The organism is Limnohabitans sp. INBF002 (assembly GCF_027924905.1).
Taxonomy (GTDB): domain Bacteria; phylum Pseudomonadota; class Gammaproteobacteria; order Burkholderiales; family Burkholderiaceae_C; genus Limnohabitans.
This window is the reverse complement of sequence record NZ_AP027055.1, coordinates 1,691,927-1,707,550: the sequence shown is the minus strand read 5'-3', so window position 1 is coordinate 1,707,550 and position 15,624 is coordinate 1,691,927. Positions and strand designations below refer to the sequence as shown.

The 15,624-nt window shown below is 54.9% G+C and carries 15 protein-coding genes; 7 read left to right on the top strand and 8 right to left on the bottom strand.

The annotated features are described in order from the left end of the window. Nucleotides 1-104: 104 nt before the first annotated feature. The 4 genes from QMG15_RS08365 to QMG15_RS08350 all read right to left on the bottom strand — a co-directional run bounded on the left by QMG15_RS08365 (nt 105) and on the right by QMG15_RS08350 (nt 3,647). Nucleotides 105-1,202 carry a TRAP transporter substrate-binding protein gene (locus QMG15_RS08365; protein ID WP_281788221.1) on the bottom strand — a complete coding sequence of 366 codons (1,098 nt, stop codon included), beginning with the start codon at nt 1,200-1,202 and terminating at the stop codon, nt 105-107. A gap of 278 nt (nt 1,203-1,480) precedes the next feature. Beyond that, a complete protein-coding gene (locus QMG15_RS08360; protein WP_281788220.1) occupies nt 1,481-2,101 on the bottom strand; it encodes a FecR domain-containing protein in 621 nt (206 codons plus the stop codon). Beyond that, nucleotides 2,094-2,801: a response regulator transcription factor gene (locus tag QMG15_RS08355; RefSeq protein ID WP_281788219.1), complete on the bottom strand. Its 708-nt coding sequence runs from the start codon at nt 2,799-2,801 to the stop codon at nt 2,094-2,096. Before QMG15_RS08355 ends, QMG15_RS08360 begins: the two co-directional genes overlap by 8 nt. A gap of 9 nt (nt 2,802-2,810) precedes the next feature. Continuing rightward, on the bottom strand, nt 2,811-3,647 hold the full coding sequence (locus tag QMG15_RS08350; protein WP_281788218.1) for a shikimate dehydrogenase: 837 nt from the start codon (nt 3,645-3,647) through the stop codon (nt 2,811-2,813). A gap of 268 nt (nt 3,648-3,915) precedes the next feature. Between QMG15_RS08350 and QMG15_RS08345 the strand changes: the two genes are divergently transcribed. From QMG15_RS08345 to QMG15_RS08330, 4 genes are read left to right on the top strand one after another with little or no spacing between them, the layout of a single operon-like run. Further along, nucleotides 3,916-4,287, top strand: a complete 372-nt coding sequence (locus QMG15_RS08345) for a polymer-forming cytoskeletal protein (protein ID WP_281788217.1) — start codon at nt 3,916-3,918, stop codon at nt 4,285-4,287. Between the two features lie 49 nt (nt 4,288-4,336). After that, on the top strand, nt 4,337-5,347 hold the full coding sequence (locus QMG15_RS08340) for a M23 family metallopeptidase (RefSeq protein WP_281788216.1): 1,011 nt from the start codon (nt 4,337-4,339) through the stop codon (nt 5,345-5,347). Beyond that, complete coding sequence (locus tag QMG15_RS08335; protein WP_281788215.1) at nt 5,316-5,807, top strand: polymer-forming cytoskeletal protein; 492 nt, start codon at nt 5,316-5,318, stop codon at nt 5,805-5,807. Before QMG15_RS08340 ends, QMG15_RS08335 begins: the two co-directional genes overlap by 32 nt. Before the next feature lie 32 nt (nt 5,808-5,839). Then, nucleotides 5,840-6,538 carry a helix-turn-helix domain-containing protein gene (locus QMG15_RS08330; protein ID WP_281788214.1) on the top strand — a complete coding sequence of 233 codons (699 nt, stop codon included), beginning with the start codon at nt 5,840-5,842 and terminating at the stop codon, nt 6,536-6,538. A gap of 45 nt (nt 6,539-6,583) precedes the next feature. Here the strand turns inward: QMG15_RS08330 and hemH are convergent, their stop codons facing one another. Further along, on the bottom strand, nt 6,584-7,681 hold the full coding sequence (gene hemH, locus QMG15_RS08325) for a ferrochelatase (protein ID WP_281788213.1): 1,098 nt from the start codon (nt 7,679-7,681) through the stop codon (nt 6,584-6,586). Nucleotides 7,682-7,702: 21 nt separating this feature from the next. Here hemH and QMG15_RS08320 point away from each other — a divergent pair, with 21 nt between their 5' ends. After that, nucleotides 7,703-8,398: an HAD-IA family hydrolase gene (locus tag QMG15_RS08320; protein ID WP_281788212.1), complete on the top strand. Its 696-nt coding sequence runs from the start codon at nt 7,703-7,705 to the stop codon at nt 8,396-8,398. On the opposite strand, the gene hpnE is transcribed toward QMG15_RS08320, so the two are convergent. Genes hpnE through QMG15_RS08305 form a run of 3 tightly spaced genes read right to left on the bottom strand, consistent with a single transcriptional unit; the run spans nt 8,339 to nt 11,310 of the window. After that, on the bottom strand, nt 8,339-9,625 hold the full coding sequence (hpnE, locus tag QMG15_RS08315; protein ID WP_281788211.1) for a hydroxysqualene dehydroxylase HpnE: 1,287 nt from the start codon (nt 9,623-9,625) through the stop codon (nt 8,339-8,341). The genes QMG15_RS08320 and hpnE overlap by 60 nt on opposite strands. Nucleotides 9,626-9,643: 18 nt before the next feature. Then, nucleotides 9,644-10,483, bottom strand: a complete 840-nt coding sequence (gene hpnD / locus QMG15_RS08310; RefSeq protein WP_281788210.1) for a presqualene diphosphate synthase HpnD — start codon at nt 10,481-10,483, stop codon at nt 9,644-9,646. 47 nt (nt 10,484-10,530) lie between these two features. After that, nucleotides 10,531-11,310 (bottom strand): squalene/phytoene synthase family protein, encoded by a 780-nt coding sequence (locus tag QMG15_RS08305; protein ID WP_281788209.1) that lies wholly within the window; start codon nt 11,308-11,310, stop codon nt 10,531-10,533. Nucleotides 11,311-11,458: 148 nt separating this feature from the next. On the opposite strand from QMG15_RS08305, the gene QMG15_RS08300 reads away from it, so the two are divergent. Then, a complete protein-coding gene (locus QMG15_RS08300) occupies nt 11,459-12,496 on the top strand; it encodes an efflux RND transporter periplasmic adaptor subunit (RefSeq protein ID WP_281788208.1) in 1,038 nt (345 codons plus the stop codon). A 7-nt stretch (nt 12,497-12,503) separates the two neighbouring features. Next, nucleotides 12,504-15,623: an efflux RND transporter permease subunit gene (locus QMG15_RS08295; RefSeq protein ID WP_281788207.1), complete on the top strand. Its 3,120-nt coding sequence runs from the start codon at nt 12,504-12,506 to the stop codon at nt 15,621-15,623. Nucleotide 15,624 lies beyond the last annotated feature (1 nt).

The following is a 15,624-nucleotide window of genomic DNA, read 5'->3' as shown; positions in this document are numbered from 1 at the left end:
GGAGGACTAATTAAAAACCAATCCTCCATAAAATTTTTGATTTTTTTCAACGAACAGTATTCTTAAGTTCTGGATAGGGAGCTAGAGCAAACGAAATTGGCACGTTATTTTTTACTTGTCCTAGCACCAGTTGACGACACATAGTTGTCAAAAGGGCGTTCAGAGATGCTGAACCAAGCAATTTGATCTGCTTTGAATTTTTTCCAAGGTTCATAAATTTTCTTGAACTTAGGATTTTTATCTGCAATCTCATCGCAGTGTTCAACAGTTGCAGCGTGAAAAGCATCAAGAATTTCTTTGCTAAACATCCGAAGTTGTGTGCCAGAGCCAATCAATCGACGAAGCGCTTGTGGATTGCGTGCATCGTATTTGGCTTGCATGTCCATTAAAGCTTCAGCACATGCCATTTCAAGTATGTTTTGGTAGTCCTTGGGAAGTGTTTCCCATGCTTTAAGGTTTACATACAGCGAGACCTGTGCGCAACCCTCCCACCAACCTGGTGCATAGTAGTACTTAGCAACTTTGTTGATTCCTAATTTCTCATCATCGAATGGCCCCACCCATTCAACAGCGTCAATGTTTCCTCGCTCAAGCGCGGGATAAATATCACTAGCAGGGATTTGCTGGGGTACTACGCCAAGCTTGGACATAACTTGTCCTGCAAAACCACTGACGCGAAATTTGAGGCCCTTGAGATCGGAGACTGATTTCACTTCTTTACGGAACCATCCACCCATTTGTGCGCCTGTGTTTCCACATGGAATGTTATAGATGTTGTAGTCCTTGAAGAAGTCTCGCATTAGTTCAAGTCCACCGCCCTCATACATCCAAGCCGTTTGTTGGCGACTATTCAAGCCAAATGGAATCGATGTATCAAATGCGAAGGTAGGATCTTTGCCAACAAAATAATAGCTAGAGGTTTGACCGCACTCAACAGAACCGGAGTTAACAGCATCAAGCACAGCAGGGCCCGGAACAATCTCGCCAGCGGCAAAGGGTTGAATTTGAAATTTCCCATTTGTTGCTGCAGCAACTCGCTTTGAAATCAGCTGAATTGCACCAAAAGCGGTATCTAAACTTTTTGGAAAGCTAGATGCTAAGCGCCATTTGATTTCAGGACTATTTTGAGCACTAGCTGAACTAGCAACGACAGAAGCACCTAAACCTACGCCTGTTGAGTGCAAAAACTTTCTACGCTCCATGCTATTCCTTAACAATGATTGGGATGAGCGAATCGTATGAAGACAGTATGGGTATGTCTAATACCGTTAAGGTATTAGATCAATACCTGTTCGTGTGGTGACTAATTAAGGATCGATTGGATGCGTGTAGTCCAATGTTCGCATGTCGAGTCTTGCTGAATTTCTGGATAGTTATCCATCCGTTCTTGCTTGCGAGACGTGGGGGGGCGCAAGAAGTACGAGTACCCGCATCTGAACGACGTTGACGAGCTGTCGGATGCCCGACCACTCGACATCGGCTAACCTACGCGAAATTCGGTCCCTCGCACGCCGGTGATGGACAGTGGCGTACGGACTTCAAAAGGTGTGGTTTTTGAGCGGCCTTTGTAGACATCAAGCTCCACACGGCCATGTACCAAATCAAGTTGTACCTCTGGGCTTGATTCCATGGCATTTTTACGCAGGACTGAAATCTTGATGGCTGCGCTAGACGGAAGTCGAATGATAGAGCTGTCTTCGAGGCGCATTGACACATAGCATTCAGCAGGAATGTCAATCACCACACCTTCTTCCAAAACCGTGCCGATATAGATGGGCTTGAGCGAGCTGCCCGCACGAATCATCCTTGCGCATGAGATGCTGATGATGGTGGCATGTGATGGTTCTTGTTTGACCGCCTCTCGCGGAACTTTCAGAAATTCACCGGCAGGCAGCAAGTCAATGCTGCGCAGATGATTCAACGTTCGAATTGCAGCAAGGTCTGCAGGCTGGCGCAAGTATTTTTGGGACAGCTGCGAAAGGGTGTCACCTGTTTGTATTTTGTAAACAATCAGGGGTTGTTCAACGGTCTTCTCCAGCTGTTGCGCATGCGCGGCGATCAGCCAAATCGCACCCATGAACAGTGCCCATGTTTTACGCATCTGTGCTTGCATTGACCGCCATCAGTCGGTAGCCAAATCCGTAAATGGGTTTGAGTCGCAAGTGAGGCGATGTCGCTGCAAGATCTAGTTTTTTACGCAGCCACGAGACATGCACATCAAGCGAGCGCGAAAGTGCGTCACCTTCACCATGCCAAACTTCTTGCATCAGTCGTTCACGTGAAACAGCACGTTCATGGTTTTCAAAAAGGAACAAAGCCAGTTTGAATTCTTTTTCAGACAAGCTGACTTGTTGGTTGTCGAAATGGACAGAGTTGTCCAGTTTATTGAAAACGTAATTCAACAAGTTGCGGGTGGTGTCTTGGTCGTTGCGGTCAGGGTAGGTGCGGCGCAACAAAGCGGTCACGCGCGCGAGAAACTCTTGGGGGCGAACTGGCTTTGTGCAGTAGTCATCTGCTCCCGCGTTGAGCGCCTCAATGATGTCCTGTTCATCTGTGCGGCTCGTGAGAAAGAGCACGGGCTCTTTGAGTCCTCGCACGTCACGGATGTGTTTGAGAACTTCGAGCCCGGACATGCGAGGTACTCGCCAGTCGAGCACAAACAGGTCGATGGTGTCTCTGCCAATGGCTTTGACCATGTCTGCGCCATTGTTGAAAACGCTGGTGCTGTGGCCTGCGTTTTCAAGAATCTCGCAAACGTGTTGTGCGAGGTGAGGCTCGTCTTCTAAAAGTCCAATGTACATGGATCAATTTTAGAAGGTTTCGATGATGGCTTGATGTAGTTCAGGTGTCACTTCTGGCATCACACCGAACCAAGCGCGAAAGGCGGGTCGTGCTTGATGCAAGAGCATTCCCAGGCCATTGACCGTGGTGTTGCCGCGCAAGCGTGCTGCGGCGAGCAACGAGGTTTCTAGTGGGATGTAAATCGCATCGGAGACCAAGGCTGAGGTTGGTAATTGTGTGAGTTCAATGTCCAGTGCGGGCTGTCCGTGCATGCCTTGGTTGGTCGTGTTGATCAGCAAGGCGGCCCCCGCTAAGGCTTCACGGCGTTCGGACCAATTGAAAGCGGCGACAGGTGCGCCAAATTCTTCCGCCAGTTCGTCGGCCTTACTGCGTGTTCGGTTAAGGAGCCGGATTTCCGTTGCGCCTGCATCTATGAGGCTCACAACAATGGCGCGCGCCGCGCCGCCTGCCCCCAAAATGACGGTTGGACCAGCAGCTGCGTGCCAGCTGGGCTGCGCCTCACGCAGACTTTCTAAGAAACCGAAACCGTCATTGTTGAAACCATGCAAGGCGCCGTCGGCTTGCACCACGATCGTGTTGATGGCCCCCATCCGTTGGGCAAGTGGGTCAACCCAGTCCATGAATTTCATGGCTTCCACTTTATGCGGAATGGTGATGTTGCTACCAGCCAATCTCAAGGCCTGAATGCCTCGAATAGCGGCTTCGAGATCGTTGGGGTTGACTGGAAACAAGCCGTAGGCACCGTTTAGGTTGTATTGACGAATCCAGTGGTTGTGAATGGCGGGGGAGCGAGAATGGGCCACAGGCCATCCCATGACGCCTGCCATGGTGAATGTGTTGTTCATGGTGAGTGATGAAAGCAGATACCCGATGGTAGCCAATCAACGTCTGTCTTTTATGACTACTGGCGGCTTGAATGTCCTGTGGTGAATGTCGCTTTGATACTTTTCACACTTATATCGAATTCCAGTTCTTCGAGAGTTAGGAAGCACATTCAAAAAATACGCTAAGTGGTTGCGTTCAATGAACTTTTCTTCACAAATAAACAACAATAAATTGCAATTAATGTAGTTTTTGGTGGTTTGTTTGCTAAAATTTGAGCAAGGAGTCCATATGTCTAATCAATCTGATTCGCTCGAAAGTGTTGTTATCGGTGACGGCGTTGTCGTCAAAGGTACGTTCACTGTTCCCTCAAAAGCCATCATCAATGGCGTGATTGAGGGAGATTTAACTGCAGAAGAAGTGTTGATCGGCCCAACAGGCAAGATCACAGGCCGCGTTTCGGCCAAGGTCATTGATGTGCGTGGTCAACTCCACAACACCATCATTTCCGAGAAGAGCTTGATTGTTCGCTCCACCGGCAAAATTGCTGGCAAAGTTCAGTACTCAGAAATTGAGATTGAAAAAGGCGGCGAAATCGAAGGTACCTTGAGTCAAGATGCCAACGGCCCCGTCATTCACGTCGGCGGCTCGACGCCCGCTTAATTAACTGACTGCGGTTTAAATGTTGCGCCGACTCTTTTCCACTGTTCGCATGCTCCCTGGACTCGTGTCCAATGGGTGGGCGCGTCAGTACGAAGATGCGCGCATCATTCTTGAGCAAAACGGTGATCTTCACTACCTGAACGTCAGTGGCCGCATGCAGCGCATTTTGGTGCGTGGTGGCATTTTGGTGACGGGTGCTATGTTGGTGGCGATTGGTGTATTGTTTGCAACCAGCATCAGTCTCATGTTGAGCCGAGCGAAGCTTGAGCGTTCGCACGAAGAGGTCTACCGCGCTTTGCTGAGTAGTGCGTCCGATTCCGAAGGCATCGACCAGTTGAGCATGAGTGACGAGCAAATGGTGTCGCTGGCGCAGACCATCCGTGACCGAGACATGAGTATTCGCCGTTTTGTGGATACCTCAATGGTCGCGGTTTCTCAAGAGAACGTGACCATGAAGTCGCAACTTGAGTCTTCTGGTTTGACAGAGAAGATTGTCAAAATCATTCAGCAAAATGCGGCGAATGGTGGTTTCAACTTGGAAGACGATGTCAAGAGCAACCCCTTGCTCCGTGGCAAAGTGGCTGATGAGTTGTCAACCAACCGTGGTTTGCGCGAAGTTCTGTACGCATTGCCCAGTGTGATGCCTGTGCCGAATTACAGCGTGACATCGGACTTTGGTGTTCGCCGTCATCCCATCTCTGGACAAACACACTTCCATACGGGACTCGACTTGTTGAGTCAGACGGGCGATGAAAAAGTTCACCCAGTCAAGCCTGGCGTGGTGGTGCTGGCGCAGTTTCATACGCAATACGGCAACACCGTGGTGGTTCGCCACACCAATGGCGTGGAGTCGCTCTACGCGCATTTGGCAAATATCGAAGTGAAGTTGGGTGACAAAGTCACTAACGAATCTGTGCTGGGCAATATCGGCAGTACAGGTTCTTCGTCGACAGGTAAGCACCTGCATTTGGAAATCTTGATTGGTGGTTATCCAGTCAATCCACAAAAAGTTATACGGACGGCACAATATGTTCAACAAATCCAAAACCAACAACGTTAATTTGTCGCAAACGAATGCGTCTGCCGTCGACGACGAGCAAATTGAATCCGTGGTTGACGAGGCTGTGTCGGAACAGCAACCTGCAGTCGCAACGCCTGCCCCTATATCTAACCAACGAACCAGCATGATGGACATGATTTCAACCACTGCCACCAAGCCTTCTATCCTGAGCGAAGGTTTCTCGTTCCGCGGTGAAATTGCCGCCAAAGGCGCCATTCACGTGGAAGGTGCCTTGAACGGCCAAATTCAAGTGGACGAGCTCACCATTGGTGCGCGCGGCCAAGTCGAAGGTGTTGTGACTTGCAGCAGCTTGCACATCAAAGGTAAGTTCTCTGGTACTGCAACTTGTAATGAGTTGATCGTGACTTCGTCTGCCTCTGTGGATGGTCATGTGGTGTACCAAACCCTGTCGGTTCAAAAGGGTGCGTCCATCAAGGGCGAACTCTTGTTGGTCAAGTAACTCACTGAGACGGCGTCACGCCTCGTGTGTTTATGAGCCAAGAAGAACTCTTCATCAACGGCGATTTGTTGCGCCTGCGTCGCGAAACCCAAGGCTGGGCTTTGAGCGATATGGCGATCCGCGCTTGCATGTCGGTCAAGCAAATTCGCCAGTTGGAAGAGGGCGGTATGAGTGCTTTTTACAGCGCTGCCGTCAAAGCAACCGCTGCAAAAAAAGTTGGCGCCTTGTTGGGTGTCTCGGCCGAAGAAGTCTTTGGCCAAGTGGTTGAACCGCTTGAAGCCGAAAGCGCACTTGAAGAACCGTTGATTGCTGATGTTGCCGCTGTGCCCGTTGAGACAGCCGCGCCTGCACAGACCCCGATCGCTGAACCTGCCGAACCTTCTGCGCAAATCGCCGCCCCCGACAAAGAGCCGGTTGTTTTAGCTCAGCCAGAAGAAACAAAGTCCAAAACATCACTTTGGGTCATTGCAGGTTTGTTTGCGGCAGCGTTGGCGGTGGCTGCTTACATGCAGCCGCAAGACGAGTCCGCTGCTGAGCCTGCACCACCTTTGCAAGTTGTGCCGTCCGAGGCAGCAGACGCTGCAAGCGCTGCAGAAGCACCAGCCTCCAACGCCTCTGCTTCTGTAGAAGCTGTGGTCGTCCCCGCAGCTCAAAAACCAGCATCTTTGGTAAACCCACCTGTTGCTGTGGCGACGCCTGCACCCGCACCCGCAGCAAGTAAGGCGCCTTGATTCGCTTTGCCTTGCAATTCAAAAAGCCGCTTTTCAGCGGCTTTTTTAGTTTTTAGCGCCCAAGGCCAAAGCTTCTCGACGGCTGGTGGCTAATGGCTCAGCGTTTGGCGCTTGCATCGGCCATCCACCCATGTGTGTTTTGCTGAGTTCGTACAGGCCTTGCACCCATGTTGCGCTGTCGTTCAAACAGGGGATGTAATGGAACACCTCACCACCTGCGTGCAGATACGCTTCTTGTGCTTCTTGCGAAATTTCTTCCAAAGTTTCTAAGCAATCGCTGGTGAAACCTGGGCAAATCAGGTCCACCCGTTTCACACCTTGTTGTGCCAGTGCAATCAGGGTGGGCTCGGTGTAGGGCTCCAGCCATTTGGCTTTGCCAAAGCGGGATTGGAAGGTCACCATGTATTGCGCTTTGCTCAGACCCAATGCCTCGCCCAGTAGGCGTGCTGTTTTGTAGCACTCGCAGTGGTAAGGGTCGCCCAAGTGCAGGGTACGTTCAGGCACGCCGTGAAAGCTCATCACCAAACGTTCGGGTTGCCCGTGAGTCGCCCAGTGTGTACGCACGCGCTCGGCCAAGGCTTGGATGTAAGCGGGGTGGTCGTGGTAGTGGTTGATAAAGCGGAACTCTGGCAACACGCGGCTGCGCAAGCCCCAGTGGTAGACCGCATCAAACACGCTGGCTGTGGTGGTGCCTGAGTACTGTGGATAGGCTGGCACAACCAAGATGCGGGTGAAACCTTCGGCCTTGAGCGCGTCGAGTTGACTGGCAATCGACGGGTTGCCATAGCGCATGGCGTAACGCACGCTGACCGCTTCACCGTTGGCGCTGAACACGTTTTGCAGTGCTTGCGCTTGTTTGTCTGTCCACACCTTCAAAGGCGAGCCTTCTGCGGTCCAAATCGTGGCGTATTTGGCTGCCGATTTGGCTGGACGCACGCGCAAGATGATGCCGTGCAGGATGGCCATCCACACCAAACGGGGAATTTCAACCACGCGGTGATCTCCCAAAAACTCGGCAAGGTAACGGCGCACGGCGGGGGCGGTGGGCGCATCGGGTGTGCCCAAGTTGCATAACAGCACGGCGGTGCGTGGTGTTTGACCGTGGGCAAAAGGCGGTTCGGGATTGAAGGCAGGTTTGATCATGATGCGGTATTCTCGCCCAGCATGTTGAACCTTTCCAAAATCCAAGCCATAACCCTAGACCTTGACGACACCTTGTGGCCGGTCTGGCCCACCATCGCGCGCGCGGAGGTGGTTTTGCAAGATTGGCTGGCGTTGCACGCCCCGCAAACTGCGCTGTTGTGCGCGCAGCCTGGCGTGAAGCAAGCGATCCGTGCGGAGATCAATCAGCGTCATGCCGACAAAGCGCATGATTTGACTTTTTTGCGTCGTGAAGCCATTCGCGAAAGCTTGCTGCGTGCTGGCGAAGCGCCGCATTTGGCCGATGCTGCCTTTGAGGTGTTTTTTGCGGAGCGCCAAAACGTGCAGCTGTATGACGGTGTGCAACCCGCGCTGGCACGCTTGGCGGCGCGTTACCCCTTGGTGGGGTTGTCAAACGGCAACGCCGATGTGTTTCGCACAGAGGCGGGACCGTACTTTCAGGCGGCTGTCAGCGCGCGAGTCTTTGGAGTGGCCAAACCCGATGCGCGCATTTTTCATGCGGCAGCGGCGCAGCTGAATTTGCCAGCTGAGGCCGTGTTGCACTTAGGTGATGACGCCACAACCGATGTGTTGGGCGCCCTCCGTGCAGGCATGCAAACCGCGTGGGTCAACACTCAAGGCCACGATTGGCCGCATGATTTAGCCCAGCCGCTGACGGTCAGCCATTTGGCTGAGCTGTGTGACCACTTGTTGGCCTGATCGCACCGCACCTTCGAGTGTGGAGGGGTAGGGGCCGCAAATGTAGTCACCGCAGGCCCAAAGTCCTGGTGCGATGAAGGGTTCGGGCCGATTCAGCAGCGGCGTGCATGCCAGCGTCGCACGTTTTTCGACCACGGTTTGCACCACTTCCAGATTCGTCAGTTCAAGTTGCTCGCACACTTGGTCGTACACCTGTTCGGTCACTTCATCGCGCTCTGCCGAACAGGCACTGACGACGGCGGCCAATAAGCCAGGTTGTGCGGTCAATGCGCCACGGTCGAACACAAACTGTGCAGGGGCTTGTGCATCGCTGTACAGCGCCATCATGGGTCGGGGTAGCCCCGCAAAACCAGCATCTGTGCAACGCAAATACACGGTGGCAATGACGGTGTGCTGCAACTCCGCGCATGGGTAAGCCCACTTGGGTGCTAGGTCGGCGCTCAGGCGGGCTGCTTCCCACGGCGGGCAGGCCAAGAGGGTGGCTTGTGTGGGGGAGTTTGCGTGAGTCAAGGCCTCCAGTGCGCCAGCTGTGATGCGCTGTCCTAAACGAATGTCGGCGCCTTGTGTGCTGAGCCACTGCAAACAAGCATCTGGCAGCAAGGCCCCTAAATCGATGCGAGGCACAAGCAGGTCAGAACTGCCTGATCCACCCAGCAACGCATCTTGCAGCACGCGCAAAAACACGGTGGCACTGGCTTGATGCAAGGGCGTGTTGAGCGCGGATAGACACAAGGGTTCGATCAACTGCAGCATCACGCGAGGGCTCAAGCGCGCATCTTCGCAAAGCTGCACCACGGTCCATGTGTCGTCACATGTGAAGCCCGTGCGTTGCCAGTGCCATGAGGCTTGTATCAGGCTGGCTTTGTCTTTCAAAGACCAGCCATTTGCGCGGGCCACGCCTGCGAGCAGGTTGAATGGCAGGGGCCAATCGGGCAAGCTCAGGCCTTGTCCATCAGGGAAGCGCAGATCAAGTGGCAGGCGCTGTAGCAGGGCCTCGGGATTTAAGCCCACGGTTCGCATCAAGGCGAGGGTGTCGCGGTACGCGCCAATCAACACATGTTGGCCGTTGTCCAGGGGCTTGTCCGCAAAGTTTTGTTGCAAGCTGCGAGCGCGACCGCCCGCGAGCGGTGCGGCCTCAAACAGCGTGACCTGCCAGCCCGCTTGGGTGGCGGCCACGGCAGCAGCCAAACCGGCCCAGCCTGCACCCACGATGGTCAGTTGCTTCATCACACGAGGCAGGGCGGGTTAGAAGCGGCCCAGCGCTTGCATTTTCCAAGCGAGCCAGAGTTTGCGCAGCGGGGTGAGGGCCACGCGTTGTTTGAGCACGGGAAACTTCTGGGCTTCGATCTCACGCAGCAAGGTGCGGTAGATGCTGGCCATCATCAAACCTGGTTTTTGATGCTTCCAATCATTCGCGGGCAGCAGGGCCAAGGCTTCGTCGTACAGGGCGTGTGCGCGTGCAGCTTGGAATTGCATCAGTTGCTGAAAGCGGTCCGAGTCCACACGGTTCAAAATTTCATGGGCTTTCACGTCGAACTGTTGCAGCTCGCTGACGGGCAGGTAAATGCGGCCACGCAGAGCGTCTTCACCCACGTCACGCAGGATGTTGGTGAGTTGAAACGCTTGGCCCAGCTTGTGGGCGTAGGCGGTGGTGGTCGCCTCTGTTTGGCCAAAAATCTTGGCTGAGACTTCGCCCACGACCCCTGCCACCAAGTGGCAGTACCGCGTGAGGTTGGGGTAGTCGAGGTAGCGGGTTTGCGTCAGGTCCATTTCGCAGCCATCAATCACGGATTGCAACGAGGCTTCTTCAATGCCGAACTCCGCCACCCAAGGCATCAGCGCTTGGGTCACGGGGTGGTTGGGTTTGCCTGCAAAGGCTTGGCGCACTTCGTTGTGCCACCACGCCAGTTTGCTGGCGGCGACGCCTGGGTCGGTCACCTCATCAACAACATCGTCTACCTCACGGCAGAAGGCATAAAACGCCGTGATGGCGGCGCGGCGTGGCGGGGGTAGAAAAAGAAAGGCGTAATAAAAGCTGCTGCCCGAAGCAGAAGCTTTTTGCTGAACGTAGTCTTGAGGTGTCATGTGTGCCTGATTATCGGGCACGCCGATCAGGCTTCAGGCGCCAGGCTTCACATGCGGATGCAACGCCAGAGGATGCGAAGGGCGTCTGTTTTTTGCAGCGTTGGGCGCTGAAGTTGTGTGGGGTCTGCGGTTTCAACGCGCGCATCCAGCTTGTCCAAGATCCGTAAGCCACCTTGCACCACGGCACGCAGCTCCCAGCCCGCACGTCCTTTGACGCGGTGGACCAGCGGCTTGCCCTCCTGCATCAACGCGCGGGCAAAGCGACGTTCTTCTGCCAGTGTGTGACCCAGGGGCAAATAGTCTCGGCCACGGCGCAAATCTTCAGCACGGTCTTGCCAAAAGTTGATGAGTTGCAGTGCTGTGCAGATGGCGTCGCTTTGTGCCAGCGAGGTGTTGTCGCTCACGCCGTACAAGTGCAACATCAAGCGCCCCACGGGGTTGGCTGAGCGGCGGCAATAGTCCAGCAGTTCGCTGCGGTCTCGGTAGCCTTGACCGACGCTGGTGTAGACCACGTCTTGCTCAAAGGCGTCGAGCAGGTCGAACAAGGGTTGTGCTGGCAACTGGTATTGCTGCACGGCGCGTTGCAGTGGGTCAAAGACCTGAGGCCAGCGCTGGCTAGGCGTGGTGGCGCTGCTGAGGCTGTTGGTTAAGTCTGCGCGGTATTCTCCGAGCGCTTCAAGGCGGTGGTGTGCGGGGTCGTGGCCTTCGTCGGCCAAATCATCGGCTGTGCGTGCAAAGTGGTACAGCGCTTGAACAGCGGGGCGCAAATGTGCAGGGCACAGCCAAGAGGCGACGGGGAAGTTTTCGTAGTGCTCAATGCTTGACATAAGTAATCCCTATTGTCGTTCCCCCTTGTAAATGAGAGGGGAATCCAAATCGGATACATTAATAACCAATCAGTCATTAAAAAATCAATACTTTATGTTGTCCCCATTTTTGCCTTCAAGGCGCGTTGCACTGGCCTTATTTTTCTCTGTGACTTTGGCTGCATGCGGCAAAGGTCCAGAACCTCAAGAGCCTGTGCGGGCGGTGAAAGTGTTGACCGTGGGCGAGTCCGGTTCGACGATGGATTTGGAGTTTTCAGGGGAGGTCCGCGCGCGCGTGGAATCGAGCCTTGGGTTTCGCGTGGCTGGCAAATTGCTCAGCCGTCCAGCTGAAATTGGCCAGCGCGTGAAGGCCGGTGAGTTGCTGGCGCAGCTCGACCCACAAGACTACCGCGTGACAGCCGATGCCGCTGCCGCCCAACTGGTGGCGGCGCAATCCAACCGTGATGTGGCGAGTGCAGATTTCAAACGTTACCAAGATCTGCATGCGCAGGGCTTTATCAGCGTGGCCGAGTTGCAGCGCCGCGAGGCCGCCTACATCTCAGCCCAGGCCCAGTGGAAGCAAGCCCAAGCGCAAAGCTCGGTGCAAGGCAATCAATCGGGCTACACCCGGTTGTTGGCCGATGGCGCAGGCATTGTGACGTCGGTGGACGCAAGTGCAGGTCAAGTGGTGGCCGCAGGCCAGCCGGTGGTGCGCTTGGCGCTGGATGGCCCGCGTGATGTGGTGTTCTCCGTGGCAGAAGACAAACTGGGTTTGTTGAAAACAGGCGCCAAAGTGAAGGTCCGTCAGTGGGTGGACGGCAAGGTTCTCGAAGCCGTGGTGCGCGATGTGTCTGCCAGTGCTGACACGGTGACGCGCAGCTTTCTGGTCAAGGCTGCCTTGCCAAAAGAGGCCACGCCTGTGCTGGGGTCTACCGTGACGGTCACGTTGTCGCTGGGGGATGCTGTGGCCGTGAAGTCGATCAAGTTGCCGACCAGCGCATTGCGTTTGGAAGCGGGCGCCACATCGGTGTGGCTGCTTGATCCCAACACCATGACCGTGAAGGCACAAACCATTCAAGTCAACACCGCCGAAGGCAACGATGCCGTGGTCACGTCGGGCTTGCAAAACGGTGATCAAGTGGTGCTGTCGGGTGTGCATGTGCTGACCGCTGGCCAAAAAGTGTCGATCTTTGCGGCGCTGAAGTGAGTTGAACATGGACGATAAATTCAACCTCTCCAAATGGGCGCTTGACCATCCTGCGCTGACGCGTTACTTGATGGTCGTGCTGATGATTTTGGGCGTGGCCGCCTATTTCCAACTGGGCCAAGACGAAGACCCACCGTTTACCTTTCGCGCCATGGTGGTGCGCACGTATTGGCCAGGCGCAACCGCGCAACAAGTGGCTGAGCAAGTCACGGACAAGCTTGAGCGCACGTTGCAAGAGGTGCCGCATGCCGACAAGATTCGCAGCTATTCCAAGCCGGGTGAATCGCAAATTATTTTTCAACTGAAAGATGCCGCTAAACCCAGCGATGTGCCTGGTGTTTGGTACGCGGTGCGCAAGAAGATTGGCGACATGCGCTACACCTTGCCGCCAGGCGTTCAAGGGCCGTTTTTCAACGATGATTTTGGTGACGTGTATGGCGTGATCTATGCGCTTGACGCCCCGGGCTTCACACCCGCAGAGGTAAAGAAGTTTGCCGACGATGTGCGTCAGCAACTGCTGCGTGTGCCCGATGTGGCCAAGGTCGAGCAGTTTGGTGTGCAAGACGAAAAAATCTTCATTGAAATTCCACAAAAGCGCTTGGTTCAACTCGGTCTCGATGTGGGCGCGGTTTTGGCGCAACTCAGCCAAGAAAACGCGGTAGAAAACGCGGGCAGCGTGCAAGCGCCGCTGGATGTGCTGCAAGTGCGCATTGGTGGCCAGTTTGAAACCGAAGCTCAGTTGCGTGCCATGCCCATTCGCGGCAGTTCGGGCCAGCAACTCAAGTTAGGTGACATTGCCACTGTTACTCGCGGCTATGTAGAACCAGCCACCGTCAAGGTTCATCACCAAGGCAAGCCTGTCATTGCATTGGGCGTCTCGATGGCCAAAGGCGGCGACATCATTGCGCTGGGTAAATCATTAGAGGTCGCGACGGCACGCATTGAGAAAACATTGCCCATCGGCGTGAGTTTGGTGCAGGTGCAAGACCAACCCAAAGCCGTTGAAAAGTCGGTGGGTGAGTTTGTGCGAGTGCTGATTGAAGCGGTGTTGATTGTGTTGTTGGTCAGCTTCGTGGCCTTGGGTTTGCACAAAGGCGGACGCTACGGCTGGTATGTGGACATGCGCCCAGGCCTGGTGGTGGCGATCACGATTCCGTTGGTGTTGGCCATGACGTTCTTGGCCATGAATTATTGGGGCATTGGCCTGCACAAAATTTCGCTGGGGTCGCTGATCATTGCGTTGGGGTTGTTGGTGGACGACGCCATCATCGCTGTCGAGATGATGGTGCGCAAAATGGAAGAGGGTTACGACCGGGTGCGTGCCGCCACCTTTGCATATGAAGTGACCGCCATGCCCATGTTGACGGGCACGCTCATCACCGCAGCAGGCTTTTTGCCGATTGGCATGGCCAAGTCCACGGTGGGTGAATACACCTTTGCCATCTTTGCGGTGACGGTGATTGCGCTGGTGCTGAGCTGGTGGGTGTCGGTGTACTTTGTGCCGTATTTGGGCACCTTGCTGTTGCAGGTCAAACCCCATGGCGAGCACGGAGGTGAACACGAGCTGTTTGATGGCCCGTTCTACCGCCACTTTCGCACCGCAGTGACTTGGTGCGTGGAATACCGCTGGAAGGCGATTGGCATCACTTTGCTGATTTTCGTGTTGGGCTTGGTGGGCATGGGGCGTGTGCAGCAGCAGTTCTTCCCAGACTCTAGCCGTCCTGAAATTTTGGTGGACTTGTGGTTTCCTGAAGGCACGGCGTTCAAAGCCAACGAGGCTGTCACGCAGGCCGTGGAGCAGCGTTTGCTCAAAGAGCAGGGCGTGCAAACGGTGAGCACATGGATTGGCTCGGGTCTGCCGCGTTTTTACCTGCCGCTGGACCAAGTGTTTCCACAGAGCAATGTGTCGCAAATTGTGGTGATACCCGAGAGCTTGGAGCGCCGCGAGTTGTTGCGTTTGGCTTTGCCTGCCATGCTGGCGCAAGAGTTTCCAGAAGCCCGTGCGCGTGTGAAGCTATTACCCAACGGCCCACCTGTGCCATACCCCGTGCAGTTCCGCGTGGTTGGGCCTGACCCCAAAGTCTTGCGTGCACGCGCCGATGAGGTGAAGGCGCAAATGCGTGCCAGCTCATCTACGCGTGGTGTTAACGACAACTGGAACGAAGCGGTCAAAGTTGTGCGTTTGGAAGTGGACCAAGCCAAAGCGCGCGCCTTGGGTGTGACCAGTCAATCCATTGCACAGGCCATGCGCACCTTGTTGGTGGGCTCGACCGTGGAGCAGTTCCGCGAGGACAACAAGCTCATCGACATCGTGTTGCGTCAGCCCCTCAATGAGCGGGATGCCATCAGTGACTTGACCAATGCCTACATCCCCACCGCGTCAGGCCGCATGATTCCGGCCACGCAGATTGTGAAACCCGTGTTTTCTTGGGAGCCGGGCGTGATGTGGCGTGAAGGCCGCGAATACGCCATCACCGTGCAATGCGACATCATTGAAGGCTTACAAGGCGCCACGGTCACGCAGCAACTGCTGCCAGACCTGAAGAAGCTGGAAGCCAAGTGGATGGAGACCGACACCCAGTCATACCGCATTGAAGTGGCGGGCGCGGTGGAGGAAAGCTCTAAAGGCTCTAGCTCCATCTCGGCAGGTATGCCCGTGATGTTGTTCATCACCTTTACTTTGCTGATGCTTCAGTTGCACAGCTTCAGCCGTGCCATGTTGGTGTTTTTGACCGGCCCGTTGGGTTTGGCTGGCGTGGCCGGTGCTTTGCTGGCGCTGAACCGCCCATTTGGTTTCGTGGCTTTGCTCGGCGTGATTGCCTTGATGGGCATGATCCAGCGCAATTCGGTCATCCTGATTGACCAAATTGAGCAAGACCGTGCCAGCGGCGTGCCCGCCTGGGAAGCGATTGTCGAGTCCGCTGTGCGACGCTTGCGTCCCATCGTGCTCACGGCGGCGGCGGCGGTGTTGGCCATGATCCCGCTCACACGCAGCGTGTTTTGGGGGCCCATGGCCGTCGCGATCATGGGCGGCTTGGTGGTGGCCACCGTCTTGACGCTGCTTGCCTTGCCCGCTATGTACGCGGCGTGGTTTAAGGTCGAAAAGCCGTCTAAAATGCAAGGCTGAC